Below are 13,630 nucleotides of genomic sequence, written 5' to 3' on the forward strand. Positions count from 1 at the left end.
TTTTGTCATAGAACACCTCTTGCTATGGCACGTACTTTACCATCTTAATTGGTGTCCGGGATCATTAAACCACTATAATGGCGTTGATGCACATGGCAAGGCTGTTCTTAAAAAACTGTCAAAAGAAACAAGTTATTAACGGTACTTGCTAACTTACCGCCCTGCTTAATTGGGATGGAGGCCTGCTCTGGTGCCCACTACTGGGCTAGAGAGCTTATTAAACTTGGTCATGATCCGAGAATAATGGCCCCTAAATTCGTCATTCCGTATCGAAATAGACAGACTACCCGCCTTATAAATACTGTTATAACAGGATCCTTTAACCTTACTTTTTCAAGGTCATTCAAATAATCGGGGGCGACAGCAGTTTTACCGGCAAAATAAATCAAAATTCAGAGTGAAAGTTTCGTCCATTTTGCTGTATCTAATTTCATAAAAGACTCATGAATACTGGCTTTATACGGTGGGTGGCCTATTACTTATTCTAGTAACTTCTCAATTTGAGATTGATTTAACCGAAATACTGAGATTTCATCTAATACTTGAGCTCCTGCATTCAAATAAAACTTAATTGCAGAGTCATTTGTTTTAAGTGCCCACCACTCAAACCGGGCACAATCTCTTTCTCTAGCTATTTGAGCCAGATACACGAGTGCTCTCTTGCCAACTCCCCTTCCTTGGTACATAGGTTCAACATATAAATCATCCAGATGCAAACCTCGCTTTCCTGTTGTAGTTGAAAATGTAAAGTAATAAACAGCAAATCCGCATGGTTTCTCATCTAGATAAAAAATAACGGCTTTTGCTACAGCATCTTTACCTAGTAGGTTCGTCTCTATATCCGATAGAGTAACAGAAATTGGGAAAGGAAATTTTTCACTAATAGCCAAATCGCTAATATATTTCAAGATCAGTTTCGAATCAGTATCTTGGGCCGGTACAAATTTCAACATTCAATTTTCTCTCTGAAAGATAACATCTATGGACACCCCGATTTTTGCAAGCAAAATAAAGATATAACAAGAACTGTTTTGCTGCCATCTATTCGGATTTTTAGTAAAGCTTTTCTAGTTTTAAGAAACAATAGACAAGCCACCCATCTTATAAACCCTGTTATAACAGGATCCTTGAGCCTTCCTTTTTCAAGGTAATTCAAATAAGCGGAAACGCCACAGTTTTACCAACAAAATGAATCAAAATGCAAAGTGAATGTTTCGGCCATTTTGCTTCCCCTAATTTCATAAGATCCGCATGAATACTGGCTTTATACGGTGGGTGGCCTATGACTTTATTCTTGCACCTTAACCAAAGCGTTTAAAAAAATTTTAACCACAACTGCGAAGCTTGACTGCGTCAATTGCATTGGTTTGTTATAACTTTTTCACTAAACTTTGTTCGAAAGCTATTGAAACATAATGCGTCATGCACATTATTCCGTTCTCAAATGCTTTAGTATTTAATGCAACCGAATCAGGTAGCTTTGGAATCAAATCGTTGGGGTCAAATGGTTTATCCATAAAGATTACACATTCAGGTGATTTACAGTTTTCCTCTCCTACCATAAGAATTGAAACGCCCTGATCTGATAACACCTCAAGAATGACCCGCATATCCCTGCACAACCAATCTTGCCACTTATCTTCGGAGAGCCATCTAAATATACAACTTGAGTTTTTGATCATAGAAGCTCACCTAGAGTTATAACGCCGCGCTCTGCGGAAATTTGTGAGCGCCAGCGAGTAAATTTTCCGTAGCAGCGCCTTGTTATATGCATGCTTGACCATGCATGAAGTAATTATTCTTCAGATATTCATCTTCACTGACACAACGATAGAAAAAACCACGACTTACTGCATCTGACTTATCAATTAATTTCTCTAACAAATTCAAGTTGCTAACTGCTGTTGGCTTAAATTATTTTTAATGATCTTTATTTGATCCTTGCCCGTATCTGAAAGAAAAGTAGAGTACTTTCCAAGTAATCCAGCCAAGACATCTGAAACCTGAACTTCTAACATTTCTTCAGAATTAACAAATGAGTAATTCTTGATAATTACTCCTTGATCTAGGAGGTCATATTTATTGAAAATAGCTTCAATCTCTTTTTCCTCATCAAAAAAATGTCTGGAGTTTTTGAATAGATATGTATTTCTTAAGTAATAGATAAAGAAATCGGAAATTAAAATGTAGTCTTTTTCATTCATAATGAAGAACAGTTCGGTTGAACCTTCAGCGCCTTCCATGAACTTATTCAGAAGATACTTTCTATCCTCACTTAAAGCTTCAGAGTTTTCCTTAACAAAACTAACTAAAAAGTTTGCAAACGCCCCAACCCTATCGCTTTTTATGTTTGGATACTCAAACTCTCTAAGCTTTTCTAAGAATAAAGACTCATTACTCACTATTACTTTGTATAGGTCACTTTTAACGAGCATGTGAGCCTGAATGAAAAACTGTCGCTCAACATGGTTAAGGTTTTCTATCACTGAATCTACGATATCAACAATTGACCAATATAAAACATTTAAACTGAAGTAGTGTATATAAAAATCATTATCAAGAAGCCATTGTAAAAGGGTGTTCAGCTTTTCGGATTTTAGAATGCTCTCAAACGAGCCCTTACCAATGTGTTTAAGCTTGATTTCCTTAGCTGATTTTTGTAAGCATATACTTTTCTTTAGTAACTCAAAATCCGCGCTGTGACACTCCCCTCTGTGAACAATTCCAGCCAATACGAAATTACATGATTTTTCAACATTCAACCCTTTAGAGGTCAAATGCAGCTTTCTAATATTGTTAGATTCATCATAATAAAAGGTAAACTCGTCATCGACACACTCTAGCTTCTCATACTCAATGAAAGGCTTTCTCATTTCATTCACGTCAAAGTGCATGAGGTCTCCATAATTCGTAACGCATATAACGCTTTTGTTGTGGGGCGGTGAACGTAGTGAGGAACAAGCGAAGTGTAACCGTTCCAGCCCCGTAGGGGCGAATACCAACTCTTTGTTATACGAATACAGGCTGAACATTTTGGTTCAAATATCCCCATACTCTAAAGCAGTTATTCTCCAAGGAATATGGAATATTATGTTTCTTAAATATATTTAATATTACGTCAGAGATATCTGTTTCTTTATCTAAAACTAGCTGACTTCGCCGCTCTCTTTTTTTAGGATCAAAGTCGATCCATTCGATAGCTACAGTTTCTCTAAGTAGTTGATCCCACCATACAGGGCTAAACCCATATAGTTGATCCGAAGTAATCATCTTATACCGAACATTCACACCTAGCTCATGTATCTCTTCGAACTCACCACATAGCTCACGCCATTTAGTTTTATTCATAACAGATACTAATTGGCGCTCATCGATGATTTTAAGCAATTTTTCGTTCATCAATTACTCGTATAACGCTTAGCTCACCGGAAAAATGGGAGCGCAGCGAGTATTTTTTCCGGTGCAGCTATTTGTTAGCTACATTAAACTCTGTAGCCTGTGTACTGTACTTGACCAATACTTTGTACATTGAAAAATAAATACATGCGCTCTTTGTATTCAGACATTTCTACTTTCAGAAATCCTTTCTGAGCTTTTATCAAACAATCTTCGATGTAGTCTCTAGTTTTATGAATATCTGGGGCTCTAACATCTTTGCGTATGTCATATCTATAAACATCGTCATTGGTGGTGATTTCCAAATCGACAATGTCAATTAGAGCATCTGCGTGTTCACTTTTTACTTGTTTTACTTGAACACTAAAGCCCACGATTGCGCTTCCACTTACTTTTAGTTGTTTCTTTCTTGGCATACTGCCTCCTTGTGTAGCTAACGTTTCAATCAGCCGACGTGTCAGCGGTCGGCTGCATTGACTTGTTAGGCTTTTCTTCGCTCTTATGTAAAGGCTGTTCACTAGACTCGTTGCGCCGACTGATAACCACTTCACGCTCCAGCCTTCTAAGTTTCTTGAAGAAGTCTCTGAGAAATACTGCCATTATGGGCACTATGGTCATTACAACCATCATTGGTAGTAACTTTGAAGATAGTCCTAAAATATTTTCTGAAAGAAAGTCGTCTTTATCCTTAATATATACAAATAAAGTAGTGACCACGGCCATCATCGCTGTCACAAGCCCAAGCATCATACTGGTATCTGAGCTATTCCCCCTATTTACACGGATATACTCAACCACCCGTTGGGCTTCGGGGCCTAATTTCTTAACTTCTTTTAAAGTAGAAAGTAATTCGCAAAACTCTACTTTCTGTTGTGATGAAAGAAAGGAGTTATCCATTACCTCCTTCATCAGCTCATTTGCCAATCCTGCCTTACTGTAAAGATCAGATTCATCTACTGAATATTTAATTGCCGTAGCGGAAAACAGTGCTTCAAGCATATGATCTGAAGGCATTACTTTTTCTGAAATCGCAGGGCGAATTGCATAAATTATTTCATTGTTAGCAGTCGCAACTTTCTGAAGATATTCTCGTCGCTCCCTTTTAGAAAATAAATAGCGTGTTATAAAGGTAACGAGCAAGCCGCTTAAAACTCCCCCACCAATACCTACAACCCATGGATTTGATAAGAACTCCATCACTTCTCCTTATGAAGCCTAACATTTGTATATCGCGCATGCTCAAAAACTACCTGCGCGTTTTTATCCCAAAATCTGACAACATCATATTTATCAATAGAGTATAGTCGTTTTGCCCAATATACCTAGGTTGCAAAATGCGCGCGCGCAATATCTACCCTAAACTTGCGCAATAACTCCCTTGCACTATTTACAACTATTTGATTTATATTATTTTTTATAATTTAGTCAGATAAAAAGTGCACAACATGAGCGACAAAACACGCATCGTTCTTGTATCGAGTGAATAATACTGTATATCCATCATCGACTTAGTGTTCCGGATGCTAACGTCAGTTTTATTCGTTGCGTGTCATCTGGCTCAGCGATATTTGTTACTGGGTCAGCCTATCAGGGATAAGCCCTATCAAATTGGTAACTACATCCACGCTACCGCACTGATTGCTGAAATCAGTTTAAATCTAAAATGATAGTTATTTCAGTTAAGTAATCGCTTCACCATAGCGAGAGCGGGGAATTTTGACAATGGCTTTTGCTGATATCTTTGTCATATTTGGCAAATTAACCATTGTCTTAAGACTATTGGATGAATCGCCACTAGTTCACTAGACGACTTTTAGCCTCATTAAAATACTGACGCTCATACTCTAACGGCGATAGCCCATTATTGGAACTATGTTGTCGTTTCGGGTTATAAAACATCTCAATATAATTAAATACATCCATCTTCGCATCGTCCCTTGTTGCATAGATTTTTCGCTTAATTCGTTCACGTTTCAGCAGTTGAAAGAAGCTCTCGGCTACTGCGTTATCATGGCAATTACCTCGACGGCTCATGCTACCTTCCAAGCCATGAGCACTTAGAAACTCATTCCAATCATGGCTCGTGTATTGGCTTCCCTGATCTGAGTGAACTAGGACATTTCCATCAGGTTTACGCCGCCAAACCGCCATCAATAAGGCGTCTAACGCAAGCTCTTTGGTTATACGACTGCCCATTGACCAACCAATAATTCGCCGTGAGAACAAGTCCATTACAGCGCCAAGATAGAGCCAACCTTCATGTGTTTTGATGTACGTAATATCCGTTACCCAAGCCTTGTTGGGCGCTAATGGATCGAATTGTCGCTCTAAACGATTTGGCGTAACAATGTGTTGCTCACCGCTAGGAGCTCTTGGTTTGCGATAGCCAACTTGCGCTCGCAGTCCTGCTCGCTGCATCAGACGATGTACACGATTGATACCGCATTGCTCGCCAAGATTACGCAGATCTCGATGGAGTTTACGGTATCCATAGACACCACCAGACTCAAACCAACATTGTTTGAGTTGGCCTGTAAGTCGTTCATTGTCACGTTGTCGCTTCGACTTTGCGCAGCTCCTCCACGCGTAATACCCGCTCGGATGAACATCAAACAACTGGCACAGTTGCCGCACAGAGTGGCTGTGGTGATGCTCTTGAATAAAGGCGTACCTTACTCGGGGTGGCTTGCGAAGTACGCCGCGGCTTTTTTTAACAGGTCACGTTCTTCAGTGACGCGCTTAAGCTCTTTTTGTAGTCGTCGAATTTCGGCGGACTCAGCAGATTGCTGAAGGTGTTCCTTGGAATCAGGACCATAGCGCTTAATCCAGGCGTATAGACTGTGTGTGGTAGTACCTAAACGCTGAGCTACGTCAGCAACAGAATGGCCGGCAACAGTGACTTGTTTAACGGCTTCGATTTTAAATTGTTCAGGGTAACGTTTATGGCTCATGGACACCTCTTTTTTTAGCTAGTTCATCTAACTAAAAGGTGTCTAGGAAATCAGTGGCGATTCACTATGCTTCAAGTTGGTTAGCTAATACAATGTCACTGATACAACTCCGATCCACATTAACCGGGATGATATAAACATGGAAATGCTATTCTCATACGGGACTCTTCAATTAGAAAATGTACAAAAAGAAACGTTTGGCCGACTTCTAACCGGTACAAAAGATGTTTTATTAGGATATGTGTTATCTGAAATCCGGATCAAAGATCAAGACGTGATCCAAAAAAGTGGCACCGATATCCATCCCATTCTTAAATACACAGGGATCAATTCAGATCAGGTCGAAGGCACGATTTTTCAAATCACAGAGGACGAACTACATCAGGCCGATACATACGAAGTCGATGAATACACTCGTATCAAAGGCAATTTTAAATCAGGTATATCGGCTTGGATTTATGCGGATGCGAGCCAATTTACAGACTCGGGCACTAAATCAAACTAACAACGTTTGATACCTGACGTTTAATATCTAATTCGTTTATTTTTCGCATTTTAATTTATTTTAATTAACGTGCTTTGAACACATGCGCCCATTAAAACTGCAGATAGGCAGCAATAAAGCCACATATAATTAAAACCCCGTCAATCAGGACCCAACCGCCAGCACGCAATAACTCCCCATCACCATATGCCATATTGCAGCACGAAACACTCGTTAACTGGTTCATCTCAGTCAATGTGATTGGGAGAAAGATGCAAGTTATCATCACATCCGAGATGATTTCGGATTAACCGCTATAATGTAAGCCATAGTAGCCTTGCCAAGGCGTTGCATTCGTCAATAAATATTGATGATTTTTTAAAATATTTATATTGAGTATCCGTAAAGTTGTGTTTTGGTTACCAATACATGTAATTTTGCTACAAAAATTGACAGGTTTTTATGAGACATATCGAAAAATCAAGATTTTTTCACATTAAAAACAGGAAATTAAGCGGTCAAAGATTTTCATTTGTAAGTAAACAACAACTGATCTAGATCAATTTTAGATATTCGGACTATTAATATACTTAGCCCCCGAAGGCTGCTTAGCAAGTTGTTGACGTTATTTTGCTTACAAATCTAGGTAACTTTCTAAACAGCTTTCTACTTTAAGGAGACATACATGACTGTCACAAATGTCGCTGAATTAGATGCATTAGTTGCTCGAGTTAAAAAAGCTCAGGCTATCTTTGCAACTTACAGCCAAGAACAAGTTGACAAAATCTTCCGTGCAGCTGCTTTAGCTGCTGCTGATGCTCGTATTCCTCTAGCGCAAATGGCCGCTGCAGAATCAGGCATGGGTATCATTGAAGATAAAGTGATTAAAAACCACTTTGCATCTGAATATATCTATAACAAATATAAAGATTACAAAACTTGCGGCATCCTCGAAGAAGACGACGAATTCGGCACCATGACTATTGCTGAACCAATCGGCTTGATTTGTGGGATTATTCCTACGACTAACCCAACATCTACTGCGATTTTCAAATCTTTGATCAGTTTGAAAACTCGTAACGGGATTATCTTCTCGCCACACCCACGCGCTAAAAAATCAACTAACTATGCAGCTAAATTAGTTTTAGATGCAGCGGTTGCTGCGGGCGCTCCAGAAGGGATTGTAGGTTGGATTGACGAACCATCAATCGAACTGTCTAACGCTCTGATGCATCATGATGATATTAATCTGATTCTTGCAACTGGTGGTCCTGGCATGGTGAAAGCAGCCTACTCTTCAGGTAAACCAGCGATTGGTGTAGGTGCAGGGAACACTCCTGTAGTTATCGACGAAACTGCCGATATTAAACGTGCTGTATCATCTATCCTGATGTCAAAAACTTTCGATAACGGTGTGGTTTGTGCCTCTGAACAAGCTATCGTTGTTGTCGATTCAGTTTACGACGCAGTTAAAGAACGTTTTTCTAACTACGGCGGCTACATTCTGTCTAAAGAAGATGCCGACAAAGTTCGTAAAGTTCTGCTGATTAACGGCGCTCTGAACGCTAAAATCGTAGGTCAACCTGCGGTTAAAATCGCTGAAATGGCTGGCGTAACCGTTCCTGCATGGACTAAAGTTTTAATCGGTGAAGGTTTACGTGTAACAGCTGATGATGAATTCGCTCACGAAAAATTATCACCAACTTTAGGGATGTTTAAAGCGACCAGCTTTGAAGATGCAGTTGAACAAGCTGTTGAAATGGTTAACTTAGGTGGTATTGGTCATACTTCAGCACTTTACACCGATCAGGATCTGAACAAAGACCGGATCTCTTACTTCGGTGATAAAATGAAAACTGCCCGTATTCTTATTAACACACCAACTTCACAAGGCGGTATCGGAGACCTGTATAACTTCGCATTGGCTCCTTCACTGACTTTAGGTTGTGGTTCTTGGGGTGGTAACTCAATCTCAGAAAACGTTGGTCCTAAACATTTGATCAACAAAAAAACTGTAGCAAAACGAGCTGAAAATATGTTGTGGCATAAACTTCCCCAATCTATCTACTTCCGTCGTGGCTGCTTACCAGAAGCGTTAACTGACTTGGAAGGTAAAAAACGGGCTTGCATCGTTACTGACCGCTTCTTATTCAACAACGGTTATGTTGATGAACTGATTGAAATCCTCAAAAAACAAAGTATGGAAGTTGAGGTATTCTATGAAGTTGAAGCAGACCCAACTTTAAGTATCGTGAAAAAAGGTGCAGACCTGTTGAACCAATTCAAACCAGACGCAATTATTGCTCTGGGTGGTGGTTCGCCAATGGATGCAGCGAAAATCATGTGGGTCATGTACGAACATCCAGAAGTTCATTTCGAAGATTTGGCGCTGCGCTTTATGGATATCCGTAAACGTATCTACAAATTCCCTAAAATGGGCGAAAAAGCAACTATGGTTGCGATTACAACCACATCCGGTACGGGTTCAGAAGTTACTCCATTCGCCGTTGTTACTGATGACGAAACTGGTAAAAAATACCCATTGGCTGACTATGCATTGACTCCAAACATGGCCATCATCGATGCAAACTTAGTCATGAATATGCCGAAATCATTAACTGCATTTGGTGGTTATGATGCGATTACCCATGCTATTGAAGCTTATGTTTCAGTCATGGCTAACGAATATTCTGACGGACAGGCGCTGCAAGCTCTGACTCTGTTAAAAGCATATCTGCCAAGTGCTTATAAAAACGGTGCGAAAGATCCAATTGCTCGTGAACGCGTCCACAACGGTGCAACTATCGCCGGGATTGCATTCGCTCAAGCATTCTTGGGTGCATGTCACTCAATGGCTCACAAACTGGGTGCTGAATTCCACATTGCTCACGGTTTAGCGAATGCCTTATTGCTGACTAACGTGATTCGTTATAACGCAACAAATATTCCAACTAAACAAGCTGCATTCTCTCAGTATGACCGTCCTAAAGCTCGGGCACGTTACGCTGAAATCGCTGAACACTTAGGTTTCCGCGAAGGCCGTACTCAGGACAAACTGGATGCATTGTTAGACTGGTTAGAAAAACTGAAAGTTGAATTGGATATCCCAACTTCAATCAAAGCTGCTGGTGTTGCTGAAGCTGATTTCATGGCGAAAGTTGACCACTTGGCTGTTGAAGCGTTCGATGACCAATGTACAGGTGCTAACCCACGTTATCCATTGATTAGTGAACTGAAACAGATTCTGATCGATTCATACTACGGCAACTATTATGTTGAAAAATATGAACGTGAAGAACCAGAAGGTGCACGTGCTGAAGCAGAAGCTGAAGAAAAAGCAGCGGATGACAAAAAAAGTTCAGCCAAAACAGCAAGCAAAAAAACAGCTGCTGCTAAATAATCAATCCTAACGGATCCATGATTAAGCCTCACTTCGGTGAGGCTTTTTTGTTTTCATCATTTAAATTTGGCATACTGCGCCTGAACTAACTGAGGAGCGATCATATGACACGGTTCAGAAAACTGGCGATACTATCGTGCTGCGCATTTATTTCTAACGTAACCTTAGCCGCTCAATCTTCATGGCAACCGATCCAACCTTTTGAGGCACACTACGATGCCTATTTTAAAGGGATTTCAGTAGGGAGCGGACTACGAATACTCAAGCGCACCGCAGCCAATACTTATCAAGCAAGCAGCCAAGCTAAAGTGTTGGGAGGCGCGGGGATGAGTTACGATGAAACCAGTCAGTTCCGTTATGATGGTGAACATATTATAAGTGAAGGCTTTAAGCGTACTAAGAAAGTCCTACTCGGTAGCCAAAAGATCGTTGGACACCCAGATCGCAATGGCGGACTTTTTGTAAGTGGTGACGATAAACGACAGCATGTCGAATCTGGCGCCTGGGGAAACACGCTCGATTCATCTGCATTTATGGTCCAATTCCAAACCGATGTAAAAAATGGCAAAACAACATTCCATTACCATTATGTGGAAGGGGATGAGATTAAGGACTATCAATTCAAAATTGACGGCCAAGAAACCATTACAGTCCCGGCAGGCACTTATCAAACCATCCGCCTCAAACGGATTAATAAAGGCAGCCGAGAAACATTTATGTGGCTAGCCCCCAAATTAGATTATCAGTTGGTAAAAATGCAGGTACTCCGCGATGGTAAACGTTGGAGCAGCATGGCACTGACCCAATTAAAACTGGATCAGCCCTCTACAGCAACCTCATCGACTAATGAATAAAAGCACTCACACCGGTCATGATCATCTGAGCCGCAATTGCGGATAACACCAGACCACTAATTTTGGTCATGACCGATATTCCCTGTTTGGTAATGAGTCGTTCCATCGTGGCACTCAAATACAAAATGACCCCCAGTAGCAACATGGCCAATATGATACCGGCTAAATCGGCCACCCGAGTGGTCATGTCTTTCGCATCAGCAGCCATCACAACCAGCGCACCTAACACTGCTGGCCCCACCACAACCGGTGTGGTCAATGGCACGACAATCACATCACTAGGTGTCACATCGGCACTGACTTTAGAGTTTCCATCCGCACCTGAAGCCAACTGAATGGCAGTTAACAGCAATATAATCCCGGTTCCAATTCGAAATGAGTGAATGTTAATTCCGAATAGCGAGAAAATGAAATCACCGCCGATATAAACAATCAAACACATTAAAATACTGGCAATAATCACTTTGATCGCTAATTTCCGACGGATTTCATCCTCCCAGCGCCGAGTAATCGCTATATAAGTCGATAACACGAAAAAAGGCGCACACATGAAGAAGAACTTCACGCAAATATTTAAAATATATATGACCATTCGGAGCACTCACCATTGAAATTGGCGTGCATTATAAGCTTGCTTTTTCCCTACCCCAATCAGAAATTTCTAATAGACTCGGATTACTTCTCTTCATCATTCATAACCTGAATTTATCTTAGAAAATAGACTTTCATCAACGATAGACAACACGGCATAGAGCCAATGAATCGGGGATGGTATAGTGATTCATCTTAAATCCTAATCCTTTATTATTTATGTCTAGCATGACTCATATATTAATTACCGGTTGTTCGAGTGGTATTGGTCTGCGATGTGCCCAATTACTGCTGCAACGAGGCTATCACGTCGTAGCAGCCTGCCGCCAACCCCATGATGTCGAGCGACTTCAACAGCAGGGAATCATGAGTGTACAGATGGACCTCAGCTCACAACATTCCATCGAATCAGGATTTCAGGCTGCAATGACTTATCTGGATGGACACATTGATGCTCTTTTCAACAATGCTGCTTATGGCCAAACGGGAGCCATTGAAGATCTTCCCACCGAAGCACTGCGGGCCCAATTTGAAACCAATCTTTTTGGCTGGCACCATTTAATCCGTTTGGTACTTCCCCACATGCTAGCCCAAAATCATGGCCGGATTATTCAGGACAGCTCGGTATTGGGATTAGTGGCACTTTGCTATCGCGGTGCCTATTGTGCTTCTAAATTCGCTTTAGAAGGCTATACCGATACCCTCCGTCTGGAACTGGCCTCTACACCTATTCGCATCTCGTTAATTGAACCCGGACCGATTAACAGTCAATTTCGGCATAATGCCAAAGTCATATTTGAACAGACCATTCAATGGCAACAATCCCGACACAAAGATAACTATCAGGCGACGTTACAACGACTGGGAAGCGAACAACCGCTCAATCGCCACACATTACAACCTGAAGCGGTTTACCGGTGTTTACTCCATGCATTGGAAAGTTCCCATCCGAAGCACCGATACTATGTCACACGCCCAACGAAATACGTTGCCCTACTTCGCCGGATTTTACCCAGCATCTGGCTTGATCGCATATTACTCAAAGGAGGAGCCTGAATTTGTTCCGTTTAGCTGATTTAACACGCCGGATACCTTGCTGGCTAACTGTATTCACTTTGTGCTTCCCGCTCAGTGCTCTGGCCCAACCTTCATTGTGGCTCGCTCAAAAAGATCAACAGCAGCTCTATTTATTCGGTTCTATCCATATCGGAAGTCCCCGTTTATATCCACTCCCCTCGTCGGTATTAGATGCTTTTAAACAAAGCGAACAGCTCTGGGTTGAGGTCGACACCCGCCATCTATCATCCGAAGATATGCAGCAGATCCGTCGTGATGTGACACTCCCGGAAGGTGAAACAATTGATGCCCATATAAGTGTTCAAACACTTAAAAAGCTCAAAAAACGTAGCCAACAACTCGGCTTATCTTATTCGGTACTAGAGCATTATCAACCGTGGTATATCAGCGTACTCATTACCCAAAAAGTCTATCAGCAACAAGGTTATAACAGCCAACTGGGCGTCGATCAGTATTTTCTGAAACAGGCGACTTTAAAAGATAAACCCATCCGCCAACTGGAAACGGCCCCCCAACAGTTTCAATCGTTGTCCTCGTTAAAGAGCGACTCAAATACGATGCTTAAACAAGTACTCATAGCGGGTCATACACTCACTCAATCACTATCTCAAACTGTCGATGCCTGGAGAAGTGGGGATCAAGTTAAACTTCGTCAATTATTAAGTGAGCAGGAATCAGAGTCTGACAAGCAGGTAGAACAAAAATTTAAACAAAATTTATTAATTAAAAGGAACCAAAACTGGTTACAAATACTCACATCCATTAAAAGCCACCAACCTCAATTTATCGTCGTCGGTGCGCTTCATCTTTCTGGACCGGAAGGGTTATTAAATTTATTAAAAGGATCGGGGTATCATATATCCCAGATCAAATAATT

Annotated in this window: 13 protein-coding genes and 1 pseudogene; 6 read left to right on the forward strand and 8 right to left on the reverse strand. The window is 41.0% G+C overall.

Features of this window, described 5'->3' with window-relative positions; translation table 11 throughout:
- Positions 1–19 precede the first annotated feature (19 nt).
- Positions 20–273: pseudogene (locus ABUE20_RS12460) on the forward strand (hypothetical protein); the annotation flags it as partial.
- Between the two features lie 206 nt (positions 274–479).
- Here ABUE20_RS12460 and ABUE20_RS12465 read toward each other — a convergent pair.
- From ABUE20_RS12465 to ABUE20_RS12495, 7 genes are all read right to left on the reverse strand, one after another.
- Complete coding sequence (locus ABUE20_RS12465) at positions 480–953, reverse strand: GNAT family N-acetyltransferase (protein ID WP_408620269.1); 474 nt, start codon at positions 951–953, stop codon at positions 480–482.
- A gap of 417 nt (positions 954–1,370) precedes the next feature.
- Positions 1,371–1,682: a hypothetical protein gene (locus ABUE20_RS12470; RefSeq protein WP_408620270.1), complete on the reverse strand. Its 312-nt coding sequence runs from the start codon at positions 1,680–1,682 to the stop codon at positions 1,371–1,373.
- A 204-nt stretch (positions 1,683–1,886) separates the two neighbouring features.
- Positions 1,887–2,894, reverse strand: a complete 1,008-nt coding sequence (locus ABUE20_RS12475; RefSeq protein ID WP_408620271.1) for a DUF3800 domain-containing protein — start codon at positions 2,892–2,894, stop codon at positions 1,887–1,889.
- A gap of 115 nt (positions 2,895–3,009) precedes the next feature.
- A complete protein-coding gene (locus ABUE20_RS12480) occupies positions 3,010–3,399 on the reverse strand; it encodes a DUF6678 family protein (RefSeq protein WP_408620272.1) in 390 nt (129 codons plus the stop codon).
- Positions 3,400–3,482: 83 nt separating this feature from the next.
- Positions 3,483–3,812, reverse strand: coding sequence for a hypothetical protein (locus tag ABUE20_RS12485; RefSeq protein WP_408620273.1), 330 nt, complete (start codon positions 3,810–3,812; stop codon positions 3,483–3,485).
- Between the two features lie 25 nt (positions 3,813–3,837).
- Entirely contained in the window at positions 3,838–4,593 is a 756-nt protein-coding gene (locus tag ABUE20_RS12490) for a hypothetical protein (protein WP_408620274.1), read from the reverse strand.
- A 597-nt stretch (positions 4,594–5,190) separates the two neighbouring features.
- Positions 5,191–6,347 (reverse strand): IS3 family transposase gene (locus ABUE20_RS12495; RefSeq protein ID WP_408620275.1). Its coding sequence is split into 2 segments (ribosomal slippage): positions 5,191–6,099 and positions 6,102–6,347, totalling 1,155 coding nucleotides; the frame shifts between segments, so codons are not numbered across the junction.
- Positions 6,348–6,486: 139 nt separating this feature from the next.
- On the opposite strand from ABUE20_RS12495, the gene ABUE20_RS12500 reads away from it, so the two are divergent.
- From ABUE20_RS12500 to ABUE20_RS12510, 3 genes are all read left to right on the forward strand, one after another.
- Positions 6,487–6,852 carry a gamma-glutamylcyclotransferase family protein gene (locus ABUE20_RS12500; protein ID WP_408620276.1) on the forward strand — a complete coding sequence of 122 codons (366 nt, stop codon included), beginning with the start codon at positions 6,487–6,489 and terminating at the stop codon, positions 6,850–6,852.
- Positions 6,853–7,516: 664 nt separating this feature from the next.
- Positions 7,517–10,231, forward strand: coding sequence for a bifunctional acetaldehyde-CoA/alcohol dehydrogenase (adhE, locus tag ABUE20_RS12505; protein ID WP_408620277.1), 2,715 nt, complete (start codon positions 7,517–7,519; stop codon positions 10,229–10,231).
- 104 nt (positions 10,232–10,335) lie between these two features.
- Positions 10,336–11,085, forward strand: a complete 750-nt coding sequence (locus ABUE20_RS12510) for a DUF3108 domain-containing protein (protein WP_408620278.1) — start codon at positions 10,336–10,338, stop codon at positions 11,083–11,085.
- Here ABUE20_RS12510 and ABUE20_RS12515 read toward each other — a convergent pair.
- A complete protein-coding gene (locus tag ABUE20_RS12515; protein ID WP_408620279.1) occupies positions 11,075–11,677 on the reverse strand; it encodes a MarC family protein in 603 nt (200 codons plus the stop codon). The two genes, ABUE20_RS12510 and ABUE20_RS12515, sit on opposite strands and share 11 nt — an antisense overlap.
- 227 nt (positions 11,678–11,904) lie before the next feature.
- Here ABUE20_RS12515 and ABUE20_RS12520 point away from each other — a divergent pair, with 227 nt between their 5' ends.
- A complete protein-coding gene (locus ABUE20_RS12520; protein ID WP_408620280.1) occupies positions 11,905–12,732 on the forward strand; it encodes an SDR family oxidoreductase in 828 nt (275 codons plus the stop codon).
- A gap of 2 nt (positions 12,733–12,734) precedes the next feature.
- Positions 12,735–13,628, forward strand: a complete 894-nt coding sequence (locus tag ABUE20_RS12525) for a TraB/GumN family protein (RefSeq protein WP_408620281.1) — start codon at positions 12,735–12,737, stop codon at positions 13,626–13,628.
- Positions 13,629–13,630: the final 2 nt, after the last annotated feature.

This window comes from Celerinatantimonas marina (assembly GCF_046054165.1).
In the GTDB taxonomy this organism is placed as follows: Bacteria; Pseudomonadota; Gammaproteobacteria; order Enterobacterales; family Celerinatantimonadaceae; genus Celerinatantimonas.

What these genes read in the sequence shown, in the direction of transcription:
- ABUE20_RS12520 (WP_408620280.1), top strand. Translation starts at nt 11,905, where the DNA reads ATGACTCATATATTAATTACCGGTTGTTCGAGTGGTATTGGTCTGCGA.
- ABUE20_RS12480 (WP_408620272.1), bottom strand. Translation starts at nt 3,399, where the DNA reads ATGAACGAAAAATTGCTTAAAATCATCGATGAGCGCCAATTAGTATCT.
- ABUE20_RS12515 (WP_408620279.1), bottom strand. Translation starts at nt 11,677, where the DNA reads ATGGTCATATATATTTTAAATATTTGCGTGAAGTTCTTCTTCATGTGT.
- ABUE20_RS12510 (WP_408620278.1), top strand. Translation starts at nt 10,336, where the DNA reads ATGACACGGTTCAGAAAACTGGCGATACTATCGTGCTGCGCATTTATT.
- ABUE20_RS12490 (WP_408620274.1), bottom strand. Translation starts at nt 4,593, where the DNA reads ATGGAGTTCTTATCAAATCCATGGGTTGTAGGTATTGGTGGGGGAGTT.
- ABUE20_RS12465 (WP_408620269.1), bottom strand. Translation starts at nt 953, where the DNA reads ATGTTGAAATTTGTACCGGCCCAAGATACTGATTCGAAACTGATCTTG.
- ABUE20_RS12475 (WP_408620271.1), bottom strand. Translation starts at nt 2,894, where the DNA reads ATGCACTTTGACGTGAATGAAATGAGAAAGCCTTTCATTGAGTATGAG.
- adhE (WP_408620277.1), top strand. Translation starts at nt 7,517, where the DNA reads ATGACTGTCACAAATGTCGCTGAATTAGATGCATTAGTTGCTCGAGTT.
- ABUE20_RS12500 (WP_408620276.1), top strand. Translation starts at nt 6,487, where the DNA reads ATGGAAATGCTATTCTCATACGGGACTCTTCAATTAGAAAATGTACAA.
- ABUE20_RS12485 (WP_408620273.1), bottom strand. Translation starts at nt 3,812, where the DNA reads ATGCCAAGAAAGAAACAACTAAAAGTAAGTGGAAGCGCAATCGTGGGC.
- ABUE20_RS12470 (WP_408620270.1), bottom strand. Translation starts at nt 1,682, where the DNA reads ATGATCAAAAACTCAAGTTGTATATTTAGATGGCTCTCCGAAGATAAG.